The sequence below is a fragment of the Neobacillus sp. NPDC097160 genome (assembly GCF_044762155.1).
In the GTDB taxonomy this organism is placed as follows: domain Bacteria; phylum Bacillota; class Bacilli; order Bacillales; family Cytobacillaceae; genus Neobacillus.
Window position 1 is genome coordinate 177,477 of sequence record NZ_JBIWDU010000005.1, and the last position, 25,231, is coordinate 202,707.

The window sequence follows — 25,231 nt, forward strand, 5'->3', positions numbered from 1 at the left end:
AAATAAGTAATTTAGATATGGGACATTAGGGTCAGTCCCCCGCTATGATATCACTTTAAAGCAGCGGGGGACTGACCCCGAAATTTTCTTTTGAATATTTACTTTCTATAGATCCTACGCTTGGGATGAGATTATTAGATATTGATCCAATAGAAGCTGCCCATCAATATCATAAAATGCAGATTAGTGCAGGAAAATATAGTAGAATGAATGCTTTAAATTTAAGAGAAAGTGAGGCTTCCATTACAATAGAGTAAAATGAAAAGCTGTTACTCTAGCTGTTGATAACTGTGATGAAATCCACAAATCATTTGATTTTTCATGACCGGTGCTATGGCGATTCATTTTGGAGAAAACCATTTTTATATAAAAGAGGGAGTTACCAAGTTATTTGGAAACTCCCTCTCTTTATTCTACCGTTTCTAGTATGGACTCTTGAAGAATAAAAAAGAAGGATTCAAAATCTATTGGAGAAATTACAAACCTCCACAAGATTGGCTCGTCCCTTTTGCTCGTTGTTTTGTTTGTTCCGCTCCTGTTTCTGTTGTAACAGACTCATATCCATAACCTGTAGAACTAATTTCCAAGCTTTCTTCTTGATTCTTGTTTGTAAGATTTTTATCAATATTGTTTGTTTCCATTGTCCCCCTCCTTCCATTTGTATAAATTATCTGCAAAAATTCGTTTTTTATTTAAATATTTCAACAAACCTTTTGATAACTAGATATTTTAATTACTTACTCTCCATTGAAAATTAAACTCTACTTCCATTTGAACAACCTCCTATTTAACACATCCAGAGATAATATACCCATTATTGGATAAATGTATCAGAGTAAAATTACAGAAAGAGGTATAAACTTTTATATCACTTGTGATTTATGGATGATAAAAATTTCTAACCCCTCCAACTTTTGATTATGTTATTATTAAAATAATCAACCAATTTAGGAGTGTAACCATGAGTGTACATAAAGATTTAATCAAACATGCTGCTAATCAGAACAAAACATACCAAGTGTTTCAAGAGCTAGATCAACAGCGTGAACGCTATATTGAACAAGCCGTTGAGTTGTGTAAGCAAGGCCTTCCCTTTTCAACTGATAAAATTAATCAGGTAACAAATAGAATGAATAAAATAAACTTACGATTTGTGCCAACAATGAAATTCGTTACGGGTGAAATGGTTCAAGATTACGTACAATCACTAACAAAACAACAATAAATGGTGGTGGCCGCTACGATATCCTTAACGAAAAGAAGACGGGAATTTTTAGACCAGATTTGGCATCAGTATCAGACTACCAATCTTCCTGTACATTATTCGGACGTGGCCGAAGCGATTGGTGTGAGCAAATGGACTGCTTATGATGTTTTAAAAACCCTGGAAAGCCAGGGATTATTAAAAAGAACGTATGCTGTCAACGAAAATGAAACAGGACGTTCCGTTGTCGTCTTCTCCCCAACTGAAATTGCAGATCATCTTTTTAAAAAAGAAAGAAGAGAAATTTCGAATCAGGAAGAATGGGAAGAGATTCTCAACAAAGTATCAGACTTGATGGAAAACCAGCAAAATCTGCCTTTGATGGATGCGATCAATTATATCTTAGAGTTAATGAAACATGTCGAGGTTAAGCTTGAGTTTAGTGCTTACTTCCTTTGTGTGCTCATTTTATTTTTGAATAGCCTCGGTGATTCTATTAAAGATTTAACTGTCAATATGGTTAATGCATCAGAGGAGACAAAAGTTCAGCTTACAGTGTTTGTTGGTGCAGTTGTCGGAATGATTATCCAATCTGTAGGTGAGGAATTAAGTCCTGAAATGATCTCGTTAGTACAACAGTTTTTCGACAATGTGAATCAACTAAATACTGCAGAGTTAGACTTATTAATCGAGTTCATTAAACAAAGGTAATTTTACCACACCCTCTCTCCCACCCTATTTGGGTGGCTTTTTTATTTTTGAAATGTATGATTAACAAAGTATTTTTTTAAATTTTTTATCATAAAATAACTAGTGTTTTCAGAATTTTTATTCTATTCATAATATTATTCTTGACATACCTTATTTAAATACGGTATATAAGTGATATACGTTTTTGGGTTTTTTGGGTTTCCGCTCCTCTCTTTTTGGGTCTTTTGGGTATGCCGTTGATAGATTACATACTTCATAGACTGCCATATAAAAGCTACATTAATTTAAAATGAAGCGAGGTCATGTTATGTATAAAGTATATTGCAGGTCTTTTCAGGGGGTTATGAAAGTGGCTTCCTCCCTCATGCCTTGGCGGGAACCTGAGCTGTTAGTGGGAGAAAATAGTTTGAAGGAACTGCCGAAACTGATTAAACTGAACAAAATCAACACCGTTTTAATTGTGACCGATCAAGGCATTGTGTCGGTTGGTCTCATGGACAATTTTCTAAATGACTTGCGTTTAGAAGGAATTTACTATCACATATACGATAAAACCGTCCCTAATCCCACTATCAATAATATCGAGGAAGCGTATCAAATGTATACTGCGAATCAATGTATGGGGATTGTTGCCTTTGGCGGCGGGTCGCCAATGGATTGCGCCAAGGGTGTCGGTGCACGAGCAGCAAGGCCCAACAAGAGTATTCCACAAATGAAGGGTGTATTAAAGGTTTTGAAAAAAACGCCTCCCCTTTTTGCGATTCCCACCACAGCCGGTACTGGTAGTGAAGCTACATTAGCTGCAGTTGTTTCCAATAGCGAGACGCATGAAAAATATGCCATAATGGACACATCACTTATTCCGCATTATGCTGTCCTTGATCCCTTACTTATCGTAAATCTTCCCCCGCATATCACGGCAGCAACAGGAATTGATGCGTTAACACATGCCGTGGAAGCCTACATTGGCAAAAGTAACACAAAGGAAACAATTCAATATAGTGTTGATGCAGTAAAATTAATCTTTGAAAATCTCTATGAGTCTTATGTAAACGGAACCAATGTCCAGGCGCGGACGAACATGCAAAAAGCAGCCTATTTGGCTGGGATGGCATTTACACGTGCATATGTTGGTTATGTGCATGCAATAGCCCATACTCTAGGTGGATTTTATTCTGTCCCTCATGGCCTTGCGAATGCCATTCTCCTCCCCTATGTCTTGGAATACTACGGCGAATCCGTCCACAAGTCTTTAGCTGAACTGGCGGATTTAGTAGGGATTGGTGAAGGTGCAGATACGACTGAGCAAAAGGCAGTTAAGTTTATTGAGGCGATAAAAAAACTTAATGAGAGTTTGGCGATTCCGAAAAAAGTAAGCGGGATTGTCGAAAGTGATATTCCGGTTATGGTTGAACGTGCATTAAAAGAAGCTAACCCTTTGTATCCTGTACCAAGGATATTAAATAAAGATGACCTATTTACCCTTTACCACTTAATAAAGCAATAACGGGGATGTCAAAAGAAATAAGGTGGGAAATGAAATGGAAAATTACAATTCCTTAATTACGAAGCAAAAATCATTTTTCCGAACAGAAACAACAAAAGATGTACTTTACCGTCTTGATGCACTTCAAAAGTTAAGAAATGCCATTAAAAATAACGAAAAAGTTTTAATGGACGCTTTAAGGGAGGATTTAAATAAATCGGAATTTGATGCCTATACCTCTGAAATCGGCTTTGTTCTCGAAGAATTACGATTCACAATCAAACATTTGCGGTCATGGATAAAGCCAAAAAGAGTTAAAACACCTATTACCCATATTGGCTCGAGCAGCTTCATTCTTTTGGAACCATATGGTGTGTCTCTGATCATGGCACCTTGGAATTATCCCTTCCAATTGGCAATCGCTCCGTTAATCGGTGCCATAGCCGCTGGTAACTGCGCGGTCATCAAGCCTTCAGAATTGACTCCGAAAACTTCTGAGGTTTTAGGGACACTGATCCGTGATTTATTCCCGGAGGAGTACATTACCGTTGTGCAAGGCGGTGTGGAAACAAGTCAAGCGCTTCTTAATGAAAAATTTGATTATATCTTTTTTACGGGAAGTGTCCCTGTTGGAAAAGTTATTATGGAGGCGGCAGCAAAAAATTTAACTCCAGTGACATTAGAATTGGGCGGAAAAAGTCCTTGTATCGTTCATAAAGATGCGAATATAAAGCTGGCAGCAAAACGGATTGCCTGGGGGAAATTCACCAATGCCGGTCAAACCTGTATTGCCCCGGATTATTTGTATGTTCATAAAAGCATTAAGGATCAATTCCTCCAACAATTTAAGGAAGTAACAATTGAATTGTATGGTCAGCAGCCGCTAAACAATAAGAATTTCACCAGAATCGTGAGTGAGCGGCACTTTCAGCGGTTGTGTTCCTTCCTTGACAATGGAGAAAAATTTATGGGCGGCGGTTCAAATCAAGAAAAACTAACAATCGAGCCGACAGTCCTTACAAATGTCACATGGAATGATCCGATTATGCAGGATGAGATCTTTGGGCCGATTCTTCCTGTCCTTGAATACGCTGAGCTACCAGAGGTACTGGTAGGAATTCATCGTCACCCTAAACCGCTTGCTCTCTATATTTTCACAGAAAATAATGCAGTACAACAAGAAGTCCTAAATAGCGTTTCTTTTGGCGGCGGTTGTGTAAATGACACAGTTTATCACTTTGTCTCCCCTTACCTGCCTTTTGGCGGTGTTGGAAACAGTGGGATCGGCGCCTATCATGGAAAGGGAAACTTTGATACTTTTTCTCATCAAAAAAGTGTTTTGAAACAAACAACCTTATTTGATATTCCGTTTCGTTACCCAAATGTAAAGAACGGACTGAAAAAAATTAAGCTGTTTATGAAATAGAGAAAAACTAATAAATATGGTTAACCAAAATATTGGTTAGCCTTTTCAAGTGAATGTTATAGATTATCTAAAATATTCTTATTTTCCGGTTCCTCGTTAAAGGTTAAAACCTCATCAACCGGCTGGTAGGACTCGCCATAAAAGTGTTGATCCTTATAGGTGTGAATCAGATCATACGTTTTTTTCATGGCTGCAAATATCATTTCTTCCGATTCATTATGTGGTGCCCAATAAAGGATTTCCATTTTATTAATCTCATTTGTCGCAAGGGACCTTCTCTCATACCCAATGGACTCCGCATGCTCAAAGCCTTCACGTTTATAATAACGGAGCCTTTTTTCTGTATCACTGTCTTCATAGTTAACAGGTTCTACTTCTAGGATGATCGGCTTTCCTTTGCTTTTCATTTTTTCCATCAGTTTTTGCCCAAGGCCCTGGCCGCGGGCATTTTTCGAAACAAAGAGGTAATCGATAAAGACAAAATTGTCGAGCTCCACGTACATTAAAACATGGTTAGGCCCTTCATCTTTATGATAAATTTCAGAACGCTCTTTTAGTAAGGTTTCCATATGCTCTTTTGATTTCATCTCTTCAACCGGAAAATATTGATTCAACTTTTCATACCAATGCATAAACAAACTCCTTTATTTCCTCGTTAATTTCATAAAGGAAGTATGTGTTAATATTTAGATTTAATACTGAGTCTGAATAATGAAAAAAGCCGATTCAATATTTATTGAATCGGTTAGAGTTAGAGGTGGGCGATTATTCTTCATGGTTCGGGTAAAAATATTCATACGTTAGTTCATTTCCATTTAAAGTGATCGTGATGACTTCATTCCCATCTACTGATGCGAACGTGCTTGACAATCCGTCCCTGGATTCTTGCTTCCAGTATCGATTCTGGAGTAATTTCATCACATATTGATTATATTCCTTTGTGGATGCTCCTTCCCATCGATACACTTCGATATTATTTGCGGTAATGGAAATTGATTCTATTTCAACCGGGTATATCATACTCCCGTACCCATGGTTCACGTAAAGCTGTTCAGTACTGTGGTATGGTTTTTTTTCCTTTAGCTCCAGTGTTGACATTGCTCGAAAAATCTCAGCATACTCAAGCTTTGGATAATCAAATGTAAACTGAATCCATTTTTCAGCTGTCATCGGAACAAAAAAGTAGTACCGGATGACAACGTCCTGCATTTTTACATGCTCAATATACATGTTTGACTTATATGGGAAATTTTCAAGTTCTCTTTCTACAAACATCGACTTTGATTTAATGGTTGTGTTCATTTCTTTTTCCGTTACTTCAGTGACTGTACCGAATGGAATAGGATTATTTTTGTGGTAAAGTTCTAATTTTCCACCAGCTTTTTCACTAGTAACATCATCCAGTTTCCAGCTGAAAGAAGCATTGTCAATCGTGTAACTTGAAGTAGGATTTTGTAGTGGATGGTCCTCTATTAACATGAACAGAGAGCCACCTAAAATCACGATAAGCAATGAAGCCGCGATTATGCTTTTCCACGGGTGGAATTGAAAGCCACGAGTTTTTGAAGGTTGATTAAGAATGGTTCCTTGAATTCTTTTTCTAATCGCCTCTTTTTGAGTGTCTGTTGAACCAACTTGCTTAAGCAGCTCCCACTCCTCTTCGAAATTTTTATTCTCCATGGATTTCCCCTCCTACCTCGTTTATTTTCTTAAGAGATTGCAGTGCCCTTGATAATGTTTTTCGAACCTTCGTCTCGGACCAATCAAGAATTTCTGCTATTTCCTTCGTCGTACAGTCTTCAATTTTTTTCAATGTGATCACTAAACGATAATTCGGCTTTAGCTTTTGAATCTTTTCCATTTGTTGTAGGACGAACTCTTTGTTTTCAATATGCAATTCTAAATTGAAAGGAGATGGAATTTCCTGAATAAGCTTTACAGTGGAAAATAGCCTTTTGCGTTTTCTTTTTCGAATTTCATCAATTACCAAATACTTAGCAATACTGAACAACCACGTTTTCACTGCCGAGCGATTTTCAAAGCCATCAACTGCTGTATAAGCACGTAGAAATGTATCATGGACTAGGTCCTCACAACATTGCCTATCTCCAATCATATATAAAATAAACCGGTAAATATCATCATAATACTGTTCATACCAACTCATCACCAGTTCTTCTTTACCTTTGTTCAAATCTTCTCCACCCACCTTTTTTCTCTCTTATATATCAGTCGTGCAAAAACGTAAAATGTGACACTAAAAATAAAAAAAACTCATCTTATTTATTACTAAGATGAGCTTCACTAGAATGTGTGTTATCTTTTATATGTTTTACTTTTCAAAAAACGCATCTGACTTCTGATTCCCTGATAAAATCGCCATAAATTCCTCACCTGTTATCGTTTCTTTTTCTAACAGGTACTTTGTCAGTTCATGTAATTTATCTTTATTTTCTTCCAAAATCTCAATGGCTTTTCGATGACAGGATTTGATAATTTTGAGAATCTCCGCATCTACTTTGGCTGCTGTTTCTGCGGACACCATCAGTGAAGTATCCCCACCTAAATATGGGTTATTGACCGTTTCAAGTGCCATCATATCGAATTCGTCGCTCATCCCAAACCGAGTTACCATGGATCTGGCAATCTTTGTAGCTTGTTCAATATCATTGGAGGCACCTGATGTAATCGTTTTAAAAATGACCTCTTCTGCAGCACGTCCACCCATAAAGGTCGTGATTTTATCCAAGGCTTGTTCTTTTGTCATTAGGATCGTTTCATGTTCATCCACCTGCATCGTGTAACCTAATGCCCCGGAGGTCCTAGGAATAATTGTGATTTTATGAACCGGTGCCGAGTGACTTTGCTTTGCAGCCACCAATGCATGGCCAATTTCATGATACGAAATAGTTAATTTATCTTTCATTGAAATAACAGCATTTTTCCGTTGATATCCGGCAATGACGACCTCAACAGACTCTTCCAAATCATTTTGCATCACTTTATTTCGGCCAAGTCTTACCGCTCTTAGTGCCGCCTCATTGATTATGTTCGCTAAATCCGCGCCTGATGCCCCTGAAGTTGCTCTTGCAATCATATTAAAATCGACATCATCAGCTAACTTTACTTTTCCTGCATGAACATGCAATATAGATTCCCGTCCAGCTAAATCAGGTAATTCAACGGGAACTCGCCGGTCGAATCGTCCGGGTCTTAATAGCGCTTTATCAAGTGTTTCTGGCCGGTTAGTGGCGGCTAGGATGACAACACCTTTATCGGCATCAAACCCATCCATCTCTGTTAAAAGTTGATTTAATGTTTGTTCCCTTTCATCGTTTCCTCCAGGCATACCAGAATTCCTGCTTTTCCCGATAGCATCAATTTCATCAATAAAAACAATACATGGGGCTTTTTCCTGCGCTTGTTTAAATAAATCCCTGACCCTAGCAGCACCCATCCCCACAAACATTTCAACAAATTCAGAACCTGACATTGAAAAGAACGGAACCTTTGATTCCCCAGCAACCGCCTTAGCGAGAAGGGTTTTCCCTGTTCCTGGAGGGCCGACTAATAAGGCACCCTTTGGAATACTTGCACCGATTTCTTTATATTTTTTGGGATTATGAAGGAAGTCGACAATTTCCTGCAGTGCTTCCTTTGCTTCATCCTGACCAGCGACATCTTTAAAAGTGATCCCTGTTTGGGCCTCCACATAAACCTTGGCATTACTTTTGCCAAATGACATCGCACCGCCGCCGCCCATCATCTTATTTTGCATCTTCTTCATCAGCCATTGACCAATCGCAATAAAGATCAGCAGTGGAAGAATCCAAGATAGAATGAAATTTAATAGCGGAGATGTTTCTTTCGGAATCACCTTAGCAAACTTAACATTCGCTTCATGCAAACGGTCAACTAATTTAGGATCGTCGATTGACCCCGTTTTATAGAGCTTAGCTTCACTTGTATCTTTAGGTTTAAACATTATCGTGTTATTTTCAATTTCTACTTGTTTTACCTTACCATCTTCCACCATAGTTAAAAATGTTCCATAATCCACTTCTTTGACAGAGTGATTAAAAATGGCGGGAAAAATAAACGAATTTAGCAGCAAAATAATAACTAATATTATTCCATAGTAGAATATCAATGGTTTTTTTGGTGGTTTGATTTGTTTCATATAAGTTCCTCCAAATTACAAGTCATGAAAACTTCAAATTTTTCTTGCAAGTCCATCTTTCAAAAGAGTCATATCCATTTTATAGTCCCCCCATAGCCTCTTCTTTAGAAATGTCATTAGCAAATTTTTCAACAACATTACGAATGGTTACCATCGAAATAATTTGCATGATATGAATTAATTCTTTATCCCTCGAGACATTTAAATTTTTTGTATCGATCAACGGTGAAATTTCTCTAAAATTATCTTTACTCTCACTGTTCCTGAAAACATTGGAAAACGTATTTTCTATTTTATAACTATTATGACAGAGTGTCACTTATAATGTTTTTCACTTTTAAAATCCAGCCAATTCAGGTAAGATTTACTAAAAGACTTGTTGAATGACGAAGGAGTATTATCGTATGGAAGTAACAAATTTTACAACACTGCTTGTAACCATAGTTCTCATAGGTAATATTGTGCTTGCAGGTGTGGTTGTATTTATCGAACGAAGAGACATTGGTTCTACTTGGGCATGGCTGATGGTCCTTTTCTTTATTCCAATTGGAGGATTTTTAGTCTATTTATTTCTTGGAAGACAATTAAAGCAGAAAAACTTTTACCAATTATCATCTGAAGAAAGAAACTATCTTCAATCCACTGTAGACGAACAAATCCATCAGCTGCAAAACAGTAGTTTTTATCAGAGCAATTTACTTACGAAACATTCTGATTTGCTCCTGATGAACTTGAAATCCTCCAATTCATTACTAACCATGTACAATGAAATTCAGATTTTCAGTGATGGTTATAAAAAATTTCACTCTTTGTTTGACGATATTAGAAAAGCACAAGAGGAAATTCATCTTCAATATTACATCATTCAAAACGATTCGCTTGGAAAAAGGCTGCGGGAAGAGCTGACAAAAAAAGCAAAAGAGGGTGTAAAAGTTCGGGTTCTCTACGACGATATTGGTTCTAAAAGGATTTCTCCCGGTTTTTTTAAAGAACTTATTCATTACGGCGGCGAAGTGGAGGTCTTTTTCCCGTCTTTTCTAAGATTAATCAATTTCCGCATTAATAACCGCAATCATCGGAAGCTTTGTATCATTGATCAAAAGATTGCTTATATCGGCGGTTTCAATATTGGAAATGAGTACTTAGGGTTGGATAAAAAATTCGGCTACTGGCGTGACACTCATTTACGAGTTCATGGTGAATCGGTTAATCAACTACAAGGAAGATTCCTATTAGACTGGAATTATGCCGCAAAGAACAAGTTGAATCTTGAGCCCTATTCTGTTCCTATGGAAAAACCTGAAGGAAACACGCCTGTTCAGATTATTGCGAGCGGGCCAAACTCTGAAACAGAACATATCAAAAATGCTTATATTAAATTGATTATGTCGGCTAAAAGAACCGTAAACATCCAAACGCCGTATTTTGTTCCAGATGCCAGTTTTATGGATGCTTGTAAAATTGCCCTGCTTTCAGGTGTTGATGTAAGTATCATGATTCCAAGTAAGGGGGATTCCCCTTTTGTTTATTGGGCCACATTGTCGTACGCCGGAGAACTAATCGATTACGGAGCAAAAATATACCTGTATGAGAAGGGCTTTATCCATGCGAAAACGATTGTTGTGGATCAGGAAGTGGCTTCGATTGGGACTGCTAATATCGACACACGAAGCTTTCGATTAAATTTTGAAGTGAATGCCATTTTGTACGATGAAAAGTCAGCCAAACAACTTCATGGACTTTTCTTGCAAGATTGCCAAGACAGCTCTGAATATACAATAACAAGATATAAAGAGCGGTCCATCATAAACAAATTAAAGGAATCCATATCACGCCTCTTATCACCAATATTATAAAAAAACTCAGCACTTCACATGAAAGTGCCGAGTTTTTTTATAGTTCAAATTCCCATTCATCTCGTAGAAGCAAATAAAGAACGAGGAGTGTATCTTCCATTTCACTTTCCAATTGCCCTTGTATTTCCACCCCTAGTTTCGGAAACAAAATTTCAGCCATTTGTTTTGTTAGCTGATTTCTTTCTTCTAACGGTACTTGATGAAATCGGCTGACGTATGTATTAATAAGCTCCCATTCTTTCATTCCCACGGATTTTAACGTCCATTCATCGATAATCAAATCGTCCTTGGAGAGCCCGCGATTTTCGATTTCTTTTTCAATAGGGGTAAGTTTCTTCTTCCGCTTTTGCTTCCGCTCGTGGACAACAATTGTACCAGCAACAAGATCCCCAAGCCGTTTATGCTTCGAATGAAAAAATATCATAACAATCCCAAGAAAATAAGCAGTCGGCAAGGAATCAATGATGCGGATGAGATTCCGAATGAAGCTTGATAACAATGTGATACTATGCCCGTTTTCCTGTATCACTCTGATTCCGACTACCTTTTTCCCAAGTGTCCTTCCTCCGGAAAAAAATTCAAACACAAAAAAGTAGCCGCCATTCACGATAAACAGAATGATAATTGTAATAGCGACAGGGAGCATACTATCCGTTAGAAAAAACGGCATCGATGACATTCCATCCATTACAAAATAAAGCGCAATTAAGATCAAAATATTGAAAACAGATAACAGTAATTGATCAATGATAAATGCAGCAGCTCTGCTTCCTAATCCGGCAAGCTGAAATTGAATCGAGACGTATTCAGGAGTTTTAATATCTAAATTGTCTTCAATCATAAAAATACCCCCATTACTCAGTTGATTTTTTCTATTGTTGTTTCTATTTTTCTACTATTTTTCTATAATAAGGAGAAAGAGTACAAAACTTCTGTAAAGAAGGTGTAAAAATGAATGTAAAGCAATTCGTCAAAATGCATCGTGAGGAATGGAAACAACTAGAGCAATTGATCGTAACCATGAGTAAGCGCCGTAATGCTATTACAGGTGATACGATCACAAAGTACCACCGACTCTATCAAAAGACAGCGCAGAATCTTTCCTACAGTCAAACCTACTTCCCAAATGATGAAGTTACAGGGTACTTAAATGGACTTGTTTCAAAATCACATAACCTGTTGTATAAAGATCAAGTATCCAGTTTCAAACAAATTCGCCAATTTTTCAGCACTACATTTATTGGTTTATTGGTTGAACAATGGAAATTTGTTGCCGCTGCGATGATTCTTTTTCTCATTGGTGCTGTAGGGAGCTTTATCGCTGTCGTAAACGATCCGCTGCATATCTATGCCATCCTTCCGGCGGCAATTGCTCAGGGTGTCGATCCCGACCAGCTCGGAAAGGGACATGATGCGGTCGACTCTTCTCTTATGTCGGCCAGCATTATGACCAACAATATCAAGGTAGCTATCTTTGCCTTTGCCGGCGGGATTACATTTGGGCTTGTAACTGTTTATTTGCTCATTTATAACGGGATCATTATTGGCGCACTTGCTGCCCTATTTTGGCATCATGAGAAATCCTATGATTTTTGGGCCTATATCGTACCCCACGGAATAATCGAGCTTACAGCCATCTTTATCGCCGGCGGTGCCGGACTGTTAATGGGCTATAAGCTCTTTGTTCCGGGCCAATACTCAAGAGGTTACCAATTAAAACACCATGCGAAACGCTCGGTCCAGCTACTGCTAGGAACGATTCCGTTGTTTGTCATCGCCGGAGTCATAGAAGGCTTCATCACCCCGGCAGCGATTTCTTTAGAGGCAAAATATATCGTTGCTTTCCTTACGGTGATTGGCTTAGTTCTTTATGTCGTAATCGGAAAGGTAAACCTATATAAATCCAAAGCTAGAGTAGATTTTGATTCATAATATCGATATAATGCGAAACGGCTGCAATCGCCAGCTTTTCTTCACGGGCCTCAATCATTTGGAGGCCTTGTTTTTCCCATTTGCTTTTTTCTCGTTTCTTCAATAGGAGCTGCTGCTGGGCAATACTTTTCACCATCGCTGCTTGTACTGTAATCGGCTCTTCATTGACTCTCCTATTGAGCGTTTGATCTTCGATTCCAATCATGAAAAATAAATGCCTCTGCCGAAGCCGTTTTAATAAGATTAAAGCGCTTTCCTCATGGAGAAAGGTTCGGACATCACTAAATAATAGTAAAAGACTTCGTTTCTTTTGAACCAATTCTAAATATTGCAGCACTGCCGCATAATTGGATTCAGCTGCATCCACTTGCAGATGATAGATTGCTTGGAGAATCGTTTGCAAGTGTGCCATTCCTTTAGCCGGCGGGACAAATACTTTAATGTCCTTTGAAAAGGCAAGGACAGAAACATAATCACCTTTTTGGAGAGCTGCTGCGGCAACGGTCATTGCTGCTTCCAACGACTTCTCTAGCCTGTTTCCTTTCTTCAATTCAGCCCCCATCATTCTTCCACAATCAAGTAAAATTGTAATATACTTCCCGTGCTCTGGTTCGTATTCATTCGTCATCACTTCTTGAAGCTTGGCCGTTTGCCGCCAGTTGATTTTCCGGGGATCGTCCCCGACCACATAACTTCTTATCTTGGAAAAATCACCCACACCACTTCGCTGTCTGCGAATCTTTAGCCCTTCGTATTTTAAAAATTGCTGTGCATTTTCCAAATATTGCTTTGTTTCGGTTAAATCCGGAATAACTTTCACTGATTCTTCTAGTTCAATGGTTGTTTGTTTCTCCCATAAACCAAGTAGACTTGTATACCGAAAATAAAGCTTACTGAAATTGTATTTTCCTCTTACATGGGCGATCGTATCATACGAGATCTCCACTGTTGTTTCCTTTGGTATGTTTCCACCGAGAGGAAACGGCCGCTTAAATGACTCTGGCAACCCGTCGATCATCCGGTAGGTAAGCGGGTAGGAAGAGGTATTTTTCACATCAATCATTACTGGATAGGAAATACCCCTTTCAAATTCAACAGGTATTATTCGTTGAAAGGTCAGCTGGTTTTCTTTTGGTGAAAAAAGTAAATCTACAAAACTAATGAAAAATACCAAGACATTTATAGTTATGACGTATCCCCACGTCAATCCTCGCCCGGTTCCAATTAATAATGCAAATGAGAGAACGAGAAACAGCAGTAATAGTCGTTTGGTTGGCAGGATTCCTCTATCTTGGAACAGGAACCGAGCCCACAAGCTCTTCAATGATTTGGTCAACGGTTGCTCCCTCCAATTCTACGTGTGGGGATAACTGAATACGATGACTCAGTGCCGGTTTGGCAACCATTTTGATATCGTCCGGCGTTACATAATCACGACCGGTCAGGTATGCCCATGCTTGTGCCGCTTTTCCAATCGAGATCCCCGCCCTTGTACTCGCACCGTATCGAATGGCTTCGGTATCACGTGTTTTCCTGACAATCTGCATCGTATAGTCCAGCACATTCTCGCTAACCGTCACTTTTTCAATTTCTTTTCTAATCCGTAAAAAAGTGTCCATGTCTAAAATAGAGGAAACTCGTTTCTCGTCAAAACTGTTTTCGATCACATGTCTTAATACAGTTTTCTCTTCCTCAAAGGTTGGAAACTCAATTTTCAGCTTAAACAAGAAACGGTCCTGCTGTGCTTCCGGCAACGGGTATGTTCCTTCAAATTCAATCGGGTTTTGCGTCGCGACAACAAAGAATACCTCTGGTAATGGATACGTTTCACCTTGGATGGTCACTTGCTTTTCCTCCATCGCTTCTAATAATGCTGCCTGGGTCTTTGCCGGCGTCCGGTTGATTTCATCAGCTAGCAGGATATTCGTGAAAATAGGCCCCTTCAATGTTTGAAATGTACTTTCTTTCATATTGTAGATCATGCTGCCTGTGATATCACTTGGCAGTAAATCCGGTGTAAACTGAATCCGGTTAAATCCGCCGCCTAAGAGTCCTGCCAGTGTTCGCACCATTTGCGTTTTGCCTGTGCCTGGTACGCCTTCCAAAAGTACATGTCCCCCGGTTAAAATAGCGGACAACAAAAGCCTTAAATTAAGTCTCTGACCAATAATCCGCTCCTCATATTTTTCTAAAAAGGATGTTAATTCTTTTTTCATGCTTCGACCTCTTTTCGTAAATGCTCCAATTTTCTTGACCAAAATAGGTATTCCTGTTTACTTATTTTTTCTTTTTCAAGCATGTTAACCAATCCGCTTAGAAATGATTTAATCTCATGAGTGGGCATGTTAGTCCATCTTTTCTCAAAATAACTAGAAAGATCCTGCCATTCTCTGCTGTATGGAATTTGCCAGTGTTCTTGTAGAAGGAGCTTCACATAATCGGCTTGGATCAGTAAGGAATCATGGTAACGTTTGCCTCTAAGGTACCAGGCAGCAATTGCTTGGATGCCTTCATCACTAAATCGAACTGATTCTTCCCTTGGGATAAAAATGGGTCCGAATCTTTTACCTTGAAACCAAAGCCAAAGGACCATGCCTAAAATTCCTTGTATAACAAAGAGTAAAAACCACATTGGATAGACGGTCCAAATTGTGGAGGTGTTCTCCCCGCCATGAATGTATTCATCAAACAAAAAGGACTGTGCATGACTCTTATTTAGTAGATAAATAAGAAGTGGTAAATGATCATCTTTTAATAGGTTTTCATTTGTCAGCCATTCAGGAGTAATCGCAACAATTAAATGACCTTCACCATAAGAACGTTTAAGCGCAACAGTTTCATTAAGACTACTTAATAATTCCTCATCTTCCTTCATAGTTTGCAAACGGATTGGGGAACTAATCTCAGCCCGATACATTGCATGTGACTGATCATATACGTTAGGGGAAGATTTTTGTTCGATAAACTCTGTGTTTACATCAAACATCCCTTTTGGATTGGTTTGTAATAACAAAATGGTATTCCCAGACTTCATGAAGTTAACATAATCCTTCATTGCATCTTTTTCAGGATAAAATGACGGTTCAACCATAACGAGTAATTGATTTTTCTTCCCTTTAGGCAGCATTTCAGGTGAATGCTTCCACCTCATTACTTCCTTTTCTTTCTTTAGATATGTATAAAATGCCTTCACACCTGAAGGAGATGGAGAATCAGATACAAAATTCGGGTATACTCTCGGCTTCGATGAAAAGGAAAAGTAACTTATCGTTAAAAATAGGATGAGTAGGACGATGAGCCAAATCCATGTCCTACCCTTTGATTTTGGTTTCATCGGCTGCTCTACTCCTCACTTTCTCCTAACCATTTCATTGCTTCCTGTTTAAACTGAACATATTCCTCATTACTCACCGTTCGTTCCCCGTATGTCACTTCATCAAAGAAGTGGGCAATCCGGTAAAATTGGTCGGCGTTTTGTTGATTGATTTTCCGAAGTTCATCATAGTAATCCCAATTCGTTTTCCATATCCTCGCCTCAAGCCATCCTTTTTCATGAAAATACAGGAGCAGTGCTAAAAACAAATGGCGGATGGAAAGAGTATATTCCGCTGAAGACTCATACTTCCCCGCCTGTTCAAGATGCCGCTCGAACGTCCAATTTATTTCCTTCATTGATTGAAGTGGCTTTTGCTTGCGGAGCTTTACATTCCGTCTCGTATTTCGAAAAAGGAAGAATGCCAACAAGGCTAATAGAAAAATAACAATCACAATAATCGCGATTAAGATTGGTCCGGAAGCACTACTGGCTGATGTAATGTCGGGGAACAACTTTTCCAGTTGTTCTGCCAACCATTCTTTTGCTTTTTCCCACCAGGTCTGGATAAACCCCTTCGATTCGTTGTAATAAACCCGATATTCTTGAGAATTTAAAATTTCTTTAAGATCGTTTCGTGCCTTGTTTGCATCTAACATAATCATCACCTAACATAATAGGTTTTTTAGATAGTTTTATAGTCTTCAATCAATTCTTTTAAATCGTCGGCATCATGTCTTGTTTTTAAATCAAGATACATAACTCCATAGCCCACTGAGAAAATCATTGTCGTAAATAGTGTTGCCAAATTAGAAATCATCTTTAATAGGACGCTGTTTCCTAAAAGAAGCCCGAATGTTAATTCTACGGCAACACTAATTATTGAAACAATAATGTAAAACACAATATATAGTCCCATCGAAGCCCATGTTCGATTTTTTGAAAGTTTCCAGCTTCTAGAAAATCCCGGAGATGTTTTATCAAGCACAACAGAACCAAAATAAAAACTCCAGCGGGTTAATAAGAGTCCAATCCCAATCGCACCACACAAAAATAGTAAGATACCTAAAAGAATACCGATGATCGGGTTCACCGCCGTCGCGACTATTCCTCCAATGACAGCAACAATTACAATCGGAATAATGATAATTCCTAACGAGATTAGTCCAAATAATATTCCGCTCCCAAGAATTGGCCAAAATCGGGAAAAGGCTTGTTTAATAACAGATCCAACGGTAAATTCTTCATTTTTCCGAATATGATTTATCGCAAACAGGATCGCCGCCTCAGCAACCGGGAATAATAGAGCACTAAATAAACCGACCACAATTAAGCCAATATCTACTCCTAAATTGCTGGAATTGATCGTACCTGATTCCTCTAAACCTGAGAGAATTTGCTCAAACCAATCATTACCCGTTCCAACCTGCCTAAAAAAGCTAGTACCTGAAGCCAATTGGATAATCGCTTGAATCAAGTAGATGGGTCCCATAAAAATGATTGAAATCATGAAAAATTCCTTAAAGCGATTTTTAGTTAAACTAAAAGTGTGATCCAGGATTTCCCCGAATCCTTTTGGCTTTTTAAACTTTGTGTCCAACGTGCAATTCCCCCTTGAATGAATGTGAAAAATGGTTATTATTACCGCTTATTTTATCATTATTCTGATATATGTGGGACAGAAAGTTAAAAAAAACGGATAATTATAGCCTAACCCCAGTTTTATACTAAAAATGGGAGTTAGGCTTTTTAAAAACAATATAAATTTTCCCTTATAAGTTCGAAAATTCTTCCACAAGCTCCCCAAATCGTTTGAGGGAGTTTTCGATTGGGATTGGTGTTGTTAAATCAACACCAGTCTTTTTCAACAGTTCCAGCGGGTAGTCTGAACTGCCGCTTTTTAAAAACTCCAAATAGGAATGCAGTGTATTCTTATCCCCTTCAAGAATTTTCGTTGCTAAATGGATCGCGGAAGAATAACCGGTTGCGTACTTATACACATAAAACGGGCGATAAAAATGAGGAATTCTCGACCAGCCATACTTCACTTCCTCATCAAAGACCACGTCATTCCCATTATATTCCCTAAACAATCTTTCGTAGGTTTGATTAAACACTTCTACATTTAATGGCTGACCCTTTTCCGCCATTTCATGCGTTAGCGTTTCAAACTCGGCAAACATGACTTGAGTGAAAAATGTCCCTTTAAATTGATCGATAAAGTGGTTCAGTAAATGCTTCCGAATGTCATCATTCTTCTCATTGTTTAATAAATAGTTAATCATTAGGACTTCATTGACCGTTGAGGCTACTTCGGCCACAAAGATGCTGTACCGTGCGGTAATTTGCGGTTGATGCTGCGAACTCAATCGGCTGTGAACGCCATGTCCGCATTCATGTACAAGCGTGAATAAACTATCTAAATCATCTTGGTGGTTAAGAAGGATAAACGGATGGACACCGTACACACCTAGATTGTAGGCACCGGACCGTTTACCTGGAGTTTCGCGAACGTCGATATACTGGGCTTGCTTAAACTCCTTAAGAATGCTGATATATTCCTCTCCCAAAGGTGCTAAGGCTTTACACATAGTTTCATAGGCTTCCTCATACGAAATCACTTGTTTGACACCATTAACGAGTGGGACGCTCATATCATATTGACGAAGTTCATCCAGTTTCAACTTTTCCTTACGAATCCGAGTATATTGATGGAGTGGGGCGATATTGTTTTTCGTCGTTTGAATCAGATTTTCATAAACTTCTTTCGGTACTTTATCGCCAAATAGGGCCTTTTCAAGTACAGACGGATATTGACGAATCCGAGCAAGAGTAACATTATTTTTAATGGCTGCCGAAAGTGTCGAGGCAATCGAATTTTTTAATTGCATATATGGCTGATAGTAGGCTTTATATGCTTCTCTGCGTTTTTCACGGTCATCATCCTCAATTAATTTTGCATACATCCCCCGGGTAAGTTCCACACGTTCACCGTCATTGCCGGCAACCTCCCCAAACTTTATATCAGCGTTATTCATCATTCCAAAGGTATGGCCTGGAACGGATAACGCTTCACCTAATTGCGAGAGGAGTTCTTCTTGCTCTTTACTAAGCACATGGTTCTTGTAACGGAACGATTCCCATAAGTCTTCAGCAAAATAGGCTAATTTTTCTTCTGCCAAAATGTAGCCTTTTACAGTTTCCTCATCCAGATTTAATAAATATGGCATGAAAAAGGATGTGGCAGCGCTAACCTTTACACTAAGCTGTTTTGCCCGGTCTAACAAGGCTTGTGCCTCTATTTCCCTTGTGTTTTCATCTACCTTTAACATCGCATAAGCGTAAACCTTGTTAAAATGAAAGGATAGCTCTTCTCTCTGATAAAGATATTGATACAAGGTATGCCCATCGTGAATTTCGCCATCAAATTGTTTGAGTTTATCCGTCATTTTTTCAATCATCTGATAATCCTGTTCCCATTTGCTAATATCCGCATAGATATCTGCCAAATTCCACTTTTCATGGGCGGGAACTTCATTCCTGCTTGTATATGTCATCATTTTTCTCCTTTCCGGGAAGCGCGGGGAGGGTCCTTATGCTTCATTGAGCTATGCTCACACCTTCTTTATTATATGAGATTTTGGATTGAGATAAAACAAAAGCAGGTCAACTGGTTGACCTGCCCGATTCAATCTTATATTGTTTCTTATTTCCTGATTGCCATTAATCTTTCATTTACTTCTTCTTCACTCAAGCCATGCTCGGCAATATATCTGTTCGTTGGGTGAACCCTGCACTCGTGAGAACAGCTGCGCAGGTGTTTATGTTCATTTTCCTCTGAGCAAAGGATTTTTTTATTACATTCAGGGTTGGCGCAATTCACGTAGCGTTCGCAAGGTTCACCAGAGAAATAATCTTTTCCAACTACGACATGTTCCTTACGATTCACGGGGACGCTAATACGCTCATCAAACACATAAAGCTGGCCATCCCATAATTCACCTTGAACCTCAGGGTCTTTACTGTAAGTTACGATACCGCCATCAAGCTGTGATACATCTTCAAAACCCTCTTTAAGAAGCCAACCGGAAAATTTTTCACAGCGGATTCCACCGGTACAATAGGTAAGAATTTTTTTACCCTCAAATTCTTGCTTATTTTCGCGAATCCATTCAGGTAAATCGCGGAAATTCAATATGTCTGGTCGAACTGCCCCACGAAAATGACCTAAATCAAATTCATAATCATTCCTGGCGTCAATCACGACCGTATCTTCTTTTTGCATTTCGGCAAAGAATTCTTTTGGCTTTAAATGCTTTCCTGTTACCTTATTAGGATCGACATCATCTTCCAATCGTAAAGTAACAAGTTCAGGTCTGTAACGAACCTTCATTTTCTTAAACGCATGCTCTGATGCTTCATCTATTTTAAAAATAGTTCCTGCAAACAGCGGATGCTCATCCATGTATTTCATATAGGCGTCAGTATGTTCAATGGTGCCTGACACCGTACCATTAATTCCTTCAGCTGCGATGATGATTCGTCCTTTTAAACCCAAATCATTACAGAATTGACGATGTTCATTCACACATTCCTCAGGATTCTCTATCGATACATATTTGTAATACAATAACACTCTATAATCTTGATTCATGTTTACCACCTTAAACTTTATATAAAATTATACTTATTTTTAACATTAACTTATTTATTATATCAAAAATCAGCAGTAGTTTTCAAATAGTATTAACTTTTTGCAATGGCTGCGGTGAATATTACCAACACTTTCTCCTCCTAAATTCTGTTACAATTTTTATAGGTTACAAAAATAAGGAGGAATCCATCCTATGAAGAAACGCACGATCCTCCTGTCACTGGTAATAGCGATTACCTTCATTGGAGGAATCATGACTGGAGTTCTATTCTCCACTAACAATACAAAAAATAAAATAATTCATATAGATCAACTACCTAAATCGGCTATCAAACCGGAGACTAAAGAGTTGCCAAAGGTGGTAAAAACACAATCTAAAGTGCTCATCGGGTATGTTCAGGATTTTCGTGATCCAAACGTTGTTGATTATTCCAAATTAACCCATGTTATTTTCTCTTTCGCCCATCCGACAAAGGACGGAGGTATTTTGCTTAATGGTGATACAGCATTAAAAAACCTACGGGCAGTTGTTTCAAAAGCAAAAAAATCTGACACCAAAGTGATGCTTGCTGTTGGCGGATGGTTTCACATAAATGGCGGAGAATCCTATGAGTATTTTAAAACCGCTATTTCTAATCCCGTATCAAGGACAAAGCTAGTTAATGAGCTTACTAGTATCGTAGATCGTGAGCAGCTTGACGGGATTGATATCGATTTTGAACATCCCCGCGGGGAAGCAGATGCCGAAAATCTTGCGGCCTTTACGAAGGAATTGAGTGCACAGCTTCATCCAAAGAATAAAGAGTTATCCATTGCGGTTTATTCAAAAATTCATGCCGTTACACTTACGGAAATTGGCTTTGTCGTCTATGAACCGTCGATGTTCCAGGATGTTGACCATGTAAATATTATGGCCTATGACGGCCAATGGGATGATGGCTATCATGCTGCCAACTTATCACCTTACCCGTTTACAGAGAAAATCGTCAACTATTGGGCAGATTTGTTTGACAAAAATAACCTGCCAAAAGAAAAATTGGTGCTGGGCGTTCCGTTCTATGCGCAGCCGGAGGATCCAAAAGTCAAGCAGGTGTCCTATGGAGCCATTATAAACCAAGATCCGGCAAACGCCTCAAAAGACACGGTTAGCATGAATGGCACAACCTACTATTATAACGGCGGTGCCACGATAAAAAAGAAAACAGACTTGGCATTAGCTCACAGCTTCGGCGGGATGATGATCTGGGAAGTTGGGCTCGATTCCCAAGGGCCACATAGTTTAACAGGAACTATTTTTAATACATTGAAGGGCTCAAATACTGAGCCAATCAAATATTATGCAGTTAAGAAAAATAGGTAAAAGAAAAGCAATACTCTCTCATATTATTCGAGAGTATTGCTTTTTTTTGAAATATTTAATTTAGTGTTCATTCTGCTTAAAGGTAACCATTAATTGGACAATTTCCGAGCGGCTGCCGATTCGAATCGGTGTCCCCCAAAAGCCATATCCTGATGACACGATCGATTGAAGTTGACTACGCTTTAAGTAACCCCAATCATTCTCATAGATTTTATTGGTGATCAAGTTCATCGGAGCGATTTGGCCTCGATGGGTATGTCCCGACACCATCAGGTCAACCCCATTTTTCTCCGCAATATCGAAATCATATGGCTGGTGCTCGAGTAAAATCACTGGTTTTGTAACATCCACTAGCTTCATTAAATCGGCAAGTTTAGCGCGGACAACATCTTGATATCCTCTATCCTTCCTGCCAATTAAGGTAATCCCATTTTCCAATTTCACTGTTTCATCATCCAGAACGTTCATGCCGCTATTCGTAAATACTTTTACTAAGTCAGCACTTTGATCACGATCATGATTGCCAAAGGATGCATATACCGGTGCATTTATTTGTCTTAAGATTTGCGGAATCCCTTTTTCGAGATAGGGCTTCACATCATCGTCTATAATATCACCTGGGAACAATACTATATCTGGGTTTAAAGAATTGATTTGCTTAACAAGCTTTTTGGCATGATGTGCACCCGACAGGACACCGAAATGCATATCAGAAGCCATTACAATATTCATTGTCTGCTTTCCTTCAGCCTGCTTCGGGATGTTGATTGAATAAGTCCGAACAACTGGGCTGTACGCATTGTATATGCCAATAGCCATTAAGCAACCTAAAGCGATTCCGGTGGCAAATCCAGACCATTTGATTACATTCCTTTTCGAAAAGCGGGTAAATCTCGATAAAAAGACAAGTAGATTAACGAGCGGGAGTAATAAAATCGAAAAATAAAAGATTCCCAACCAGATGGCACCAACCCATGTAATGATTTGAAATTCCTCTAACCAGCGCCCGAGCATAAACGAATAGGCAAAGAATAGTAGAAGGACCCAATATATGTACTTGATTGACTTCTTGTTAACCGATAATGTTTTCAGCCATTTCCAGCCATTCCAGCCGATATAAAACAAAAGTAAATTGTATACCACAAAAACAACAATAAAAAAACCCATACAATGAACCCCTCTATCTAGAATTCTTCCTTTTATTAGACCGTATTTACAGAAAAAGCACAACCATTTGGTGCCTAACACCACGTTCGACACAATTCTGTAATAAAATTTGGTAGTTTTCTAAAATATTTCCAAGATTTTTGAAGGAGTTTGTCGAAAAAGAGAGAATCAAATTAGAGAGTTTTAAAAAAGGAGGAATTTGCTTGAAGAAATTACTAACCGTATTATGTGGAATTTTGGTGGCTTTATCTTTATTTGTGACAACTGGGAATACTGCAAAAGCAGCAGAACCTGATGTGACACCAGCGGTTACGGACGATGATAGTTGCGGTTGTCACGACCTCATTCCGCTGACTGGTGTCGAGAGAAATAAGATTGTTGCTAAGTTTATCAGCAGTGACGAGTTCAAAGCTAAGAAATCAGAACTTTTAAAATCTGGTTTTAAATGGAATGGTGCGCATACAATCGAGGTAGTATTGCCAGCAGAGGGTGTAACAATGGTTGGCGTACCGTTTTTTAGTGCAGACGGAGTTCCAACTGTGTATGTTTTTATTAATGGTGTTTTCGTTGGTACTGCTCCGGCCGAATAATAAACAAAATTCCCAACCATTAAACGGTTGGGAATTTTGTTGAACTATAATAATTATTAAACCATACTGTTTCGGCAATAAAAATGCCTTTTCAATCACCCAAACTGCCAAACACTATGACTTAGATTTCCATAACGGAAGCTGCGATGCAGTAAGGTTGCTTTTTGCTCATCATCGGCTGCACCCATTGCATAGAAAAGGGGTATAAAGTGTTCTTTCCCATATGGTGGAACTGCATATTCGGCATAGGGTGCCAGTGAATCATAGTTGAATAATGACTCCACATCCCAATTTTGCAGGTGATGTGCCAGCCAATCATCGAATTCCAGTGCCCATTGATCGACTTCGTTATCTGCCCATTTCACTGCTCTTAAGTTATGAACTGTCCCGCCACTACCGATAATTAATACATCATTGGCTCTTAAAGCCGATAAGGACTTCCCAATTTTATACTGTTCTTCGGGTTTAAGCTGTGGATTGACTGACATTGAAATGACGGGAATATCCGCGTTCGGGTAAAGTAAACGAAGCACAATCCACGCACCATGATCCAGGCCACGCTCGGATTCTACCACAAACGGGATCCCATTTGCCTTAAACAAATCCTTAATTTCTTGTGAAATCTGCTGATTTCCATTAGCAGGATATTTAATCTGATATAGCTGTGGATCGAAACCGCCGAAATCATAAATAGTGCTGTACGAATCGACTTCACTTACTTTTTGCTGAATGGATTCCCAATGGGCAGAAAACAATATGATCGCCTTCGGACGTGGCATGGTTTTACCCAACTGATCCAAAAATTGTGTATACTCATTATTTTCTATTGCTAATAACGGTGCTCCGTGAGCAATAAACAAAGATGGTATCATGTAACTTACCCCCTAATTGGATAAAATCCTGACTTTTTATAATGAGGTTGTATCTGTCTTTTGTCCTTTAAACACGAACTGATCGAGTGCAAACATCTTACTGCCGTTAATGGCAATAAATACTGCCATCGCTAGTAAAGCTAAATCTAACTCATAACCAGCCATTTCACCATTTCCTAAAAACCCAACAGCTAGTTTCACTTTTAGAGTTGCACCTACCATCAATAGGGCGAGTAAAGCAGCAACAAATCTGCTTCCTAAACCAAGAATCAAGGCAATACCACCAATTACTTCTACTAAAGCAACTCCATATGCGAGGAATCCTGGTAAGCCGATTGCATCAAACCAACCAACGATATTCTCAATGCCTCCTTGAAACTTAACGAATCCATGAACAAAAAACGTAATTCCTAATATTACACGCAAAATTAATGTACTAGCCTCGAATTTTTTTAACATTTTACCTTACCTCCAGTTAAT

General features: G+C 38.7%; 25 protein-coding genes. 8 read left to right on the forward strand and 17 right to left on the reverse strand.

Features of this window, described 5'->3' with window-relative positions; translation table 11 throughout:
* Positions 1 to 476: 476 nt before the first annotated feature.
* Entirely contained in the window at positions 477 to 641 is a 165-nt protein-coding gene (locus ACIQXV_RS09195) for a hypothetical protein (protein WP_310360764.1), read from the reverse strand.
* A gap of 320 nt (positions 642 to 961) precedes the next feature.
* Here ACIQXV_RS09195 and ACIQXV_RS09200 point away from each other — a divergent pair, with 320 nt between their 5' ends.
* From ACIQXV_RS09200 to ACIQXV_RS09215, 4 genes are all read left to right on the forward strand, one after another.
* On the forward strand, positions 962 to 1,225 hold the full coding sequence (locus ACIQXV_RS09200) for a DUF2533 family protein (RefSeq protein ID WP_402958058.1): 264 nt from the start codon (positions 962 to 964) through the stop codon (positions 1,223 to 1,225).
* A gap of 123 nt (positions 1,226 to 1,348) precedes the next feature.
* A complete protein-coding gene (locus tag ACIQXV_RS09205; RefSeq protein WP_402958060.1) occupies positions 1,349 to 1,915 on the forward strand; it encodes an Lrp/AsnC family transcriptional regulator in 567 nt (188 codons plus the stop codon).
* Between the two features lie 307 nt (positions 1,916 to 2,222).
* Positions 2,223 to 3,422 carry an iron-containing alcohol dehydrogenase gene (locus ACIQXV_RS09210; protein WP_402958062.1) on the forward strand — a complete coding sequence of 400 codons (1,200 nt, stop codon included), beginning with the start codon at positions 2,223 to 2,225 and terminating at the stop codon, positions 3,420 to 3,422.
* 34 nt (positions 3,423 to 3,456) lie between these two features.
* Positions 3,457 to 4,827, forward strand: coding sequence for an aldehyde dehydrogenase (locus tag ACIQXV_RS09215; RefSeq protein WP_402958064.1), 1,371 nt, complete (start codon positions 3,457 to 3,459; stop codon positions 4,825 to 4,827).
* 56 nt (positions 4,828 to 4,883) lie between these two features.
* Here the strand turns inward: ACIQXV_RS09215 and ACIQXV_RS09220 are convergent, their stop codons facing one another.
* The 5 genes from ACIQXV_RS09220 to ACIQXV_RS09240 form a co-directional block, all read right to left on the reverse strand.
* Positions 4,884 to 5,459 carry a GNAT family N-acetyltransferase gene (locus ACIQXV_RS09220; protein ID WP_402958066.1) on the reverse strand — a complete coding sequence of 192 codons (576 nt, stop codon included), beginning with the start codon at positions 5,457 to 5,459 and terminating at the stop codon, positions 4,884 to 4,886.
* A gap of 133 nt (positions 5,460 to 5,592) precedes the next feature.
* Positions 5,593 to 6,507 carry a hypothetical protein gene (locus ACIQXV_RS09225; RefSeq protein WP_402958068.1) on the reverse strand — a complete coding sequence of 305 codons (915 nt, stop codon included), beginning with the start codon at positions 6,505 to 6,507 and terminating at the stop codon, positions 5,593 to 5,595.
* Complete coding sequence (locus tag ACIQXV_RS09230) at positions 6,497 to 7,021, reverse strand: RNA polymerase sigma factor (RefSeq protein ID WP_402958070.1); 525 nt, start codon at positions 7,019 to 7,021, stop codon at positions 6,497 to 6,499. The genes ACIQXV_RS09225 and ACIQXV_RS09230 overlap by 11 nt, the downstream gene beginning before the upstream one ends.
* Before the next feature lie 138 nt (positions 7,022 to 7,159).
* Entirely contained in the window at positions 7,160 to 9,007 is a 1,848-nt protein-coding gene (ftsH, locus tag ACIQXV_RS09235) for an ATP-dependent zinc metalloprotease FtsH (protein ID WP_402958072.1), read from the reverse strand.
* A 79-nt stretch (positions 9,008 to 9,086) separates the two neighbouring features.
* Positions 9,087 to 9,326: a hypothetical protein gene (locus ACIQXV_RS09240; RefSeq protein WP_402958073.1), complete on the reverse strand. Its 240-nt coding sequence runs from the start codon at positions 9,324 to 9,326 to the stop codon at positions 9,087 to 9,089.
* A gap of 85 nt (positions 9,327 to 9,411) precedes the next feature.
* On the opposite strand from ACIQXV_RS09240, the gene cls reads away from it, so the two are divergent.
* On the forward strand, positions 9,412 to 10,863 hold the full coding sequence (gene cls / locus ACIQXV_RS09245) for a cardiolipin synthase (protein ID WP_402958074.1): 1,452 nt from the start codon (positions 9,412 to 9,414) through the stop codon (positions 10,861 to 10,863).
* Between the two features lie 37 nt (positions 10,864 to 10,900).
* On the opposite strand, the gene ACIQXV_RS09250 is transcribed toward cls, so the two are convergent.
* Positions 10,901 to 11,704, reverse strand: a complete 804-nt coding sequence (locus ACIQXV_RS09250) for an RDD family protein (protein ID WP_402958076.1) — start codon at positions 11,702 to 11,704, stop codon at positions 10,901 to 10,903.
* Between the two features lie 110 nt (positions 11,705 to 11,814).
* Here ACIQXV_RS09250 and ACIQXV_RS09255 point away from each other — a divergent pair, with 110 nt between their 5' ends.
* A complete protein-coding gene (locus ACIQXV_RS09255; protein WP_402958077.1) occupies positions 11,815 to 12,795 on the forward strand; it encodes a stage II sporulation protein M in 981 nt (326 codons plus the stop codon).
* Here ACIQXV_RS09255 and ACIQXV_RS09260 read toward each other — a convergent pair.
* The 7 genes from ACIQXV_RS09260 to trhO all read right to left on the reverse strand — a co-directional run bounded on the left by ACIQXV_RS09260 (position 12,773) and on the right by trhO (position 20,762).
* On the reverse strand, positions 12,773 to 14,131 hold the full coding sequence (locus ACIQXV_RS09260) for a DUF58 domain-containing protein (RefSeq protein ID WP_402958078.1): 1,359 nt from the start codon (positions 14,129 to 14,131) through the stop codon (positions 12,773 to 12,775). The two genes, ACIQXV_RS09255 and ACIQXV_RS09260, sit on opposite strands and share 23 nt — an antisense overlap.
* Positions 14,082 to 15,011, reverse strand: coding sequence for an AAA family ATPase (locus ACIQXV_RS09265; protein ID WP_402958079.1), 930 nt, complete (start codon positions 15,009 to 15,011; stop codon positions 14,082 to 14,084). Before ACIQXV_RS09265 ends, ACIQXV_RS09260 begins: the two co-directional genes overlap by 50 nt.
* Positions 15,008 to 16,129: a DUF4350 domain-containing protein gene (locus ACIQXV_RS09270; protein WP_402958081.1), complete on the reverse strand. Its 1,122-nt coding sequence runs from the start codon at positions 16,127 to 16,129 to the stop codon at positions 15,008 to 15,010. Before ACIQXV_RS09270 ends, ACIQXV_RS09265 begins: the two co-directional genes overlap by 4 nt.
* 8 nt (positions 16,130 to 16,137) lie before the next feature.
* Positions 16,138 to 16,767: a DUF4129 domain-containing protein gene (locus ACIQXV_RS09275; RefSeq protein WP_402958083.1), complete on the reverse strand. Its 630-nt coding sequence runs from the start codon at positions 16,765 to 16,767 to the stop codon at positions 16,138 to 16,140.
* Positions 16,768 to 16,793: 26 nt separating this feature from the next.
* On the reverse strand, positions 16,794 to 17,708 hold the full coding sequence (locus ACIQXV_RS09280) for a hypothetical protein (RefSeq protein ID WP_402958085.1): 915 nt from the start codon (positions 17,706 to 17,708) through the stop codon (positions 16,794 to 16,796).
* Positions 17,709 to 17,880: 172 nt separating this feature from the next.
* A complete protein-coding gene (pepF, locus tag ACIQXV_RS09285; RefSeq protein ID WP_402958087.1) occupies positions 17,881 to 19,668 on the reverse strand; it encodes an oligoendopeptidase F in 1,788 nt (595 codons plus the stop codon).
* A 146-nt stretch (positions 19,669 to 19,814) separates the two neighbouring features.
* Positions 19,815 to 20,762 carry an oxygen-dependent tRNA uridine(34) hydroxylase TrhO gene (gene trhO / locus ACIQXV_RS09290; RefSeq protein ID WP_402958089.1) on the reverse strand — a complete coding sequence of 316 codons (948 nt, stop codon included), beginning with the start codon at positions 20,760 to 20,762 and terminating at the stop codon, positions 19,815 to 19,817.
* 193 nt (positions 20,763 to 20,955) lie between these two features.
* On the opposite strand from trhO, the gene ACIQXV_RS09295 reads away from it, so the two are divergent.
* The gene (locus ACIQXV_RS09295) at positions 20,956 to 22,122 is read left to right on the forward strand and encodes a glycosyl hydrolase family 18 protein (RefSeq protein ID WP_402958090.1); all 1,167 of its coding nucleotides are present in this window, start codon (positions 20,956 to 20,958) and stop codon (positions 22,120 to 22,122) included.
* Between the two features lie 60 nt (positions 22,123 to 22,182).
* Here ACIQXV_RS09295 and ACIQXV_RS09300 read toward each other — a convergent pair whose 3' ends face one another.
* Positions 22,183 to 23,289 (reverse strand): metallophosphoesterase, encoded by a 1,107-nt coding sequence (locus ACIQXV_RS09300; protein WP_402958092.1) that lies wholly within the window; start codon positions 23,287 to 23,289, stop codon positions 22,183 to 22,185.
* Positions 23,290 to 23,528: 239 nt separating this feature from the next.
* On the opposite strand from ACIQXV_RS09300, the gene ACIQXV_RS09305 reads away from it, so the two are divergent.
* Complete coding sequence (locus ACIQXV_RS09305) at positions 23,529 to 23,879, forward strand: hypothetical protein (RefSeq protein WP_402958094.1); 351 nt, start codon at positions 23,529 to 23,531, stop codon at positions 23,877 to 23,879.
* A 95-nt stretch (positions 23,880 to 23,974) separates the two neighbouring features.
* On the opposite strand, the gene ACIQXV_RS09310 is transcribed toward ACIQXV_RS09305, so the two are convergent.
* Complete coding sequence (locus ACIQXV_RS09310) at positions 23,975 to 24,751, reverse strand: dioxygenase family protein (RefSeq protein WP_402958096.1); 777 nt, start codon at positions 24,749 to 24,751, stop codon at positions 23,975 to 23,977.
* Between the two features lie 36 nt (positions 24,752 to 24,787).
* Positions 24,788 to 25,210, reverse strand: coding sequence for a DoxX family protein (locus ACIQXV_RS09315; RefSeq protein WP_402958098.1), 423 nt, complete (start codon positions 25,208 to 25,210; stop codon positions 24,788 to 24,790).
* Positions 25,211 to 25,231: the final 21 nt, after the last annotated feature.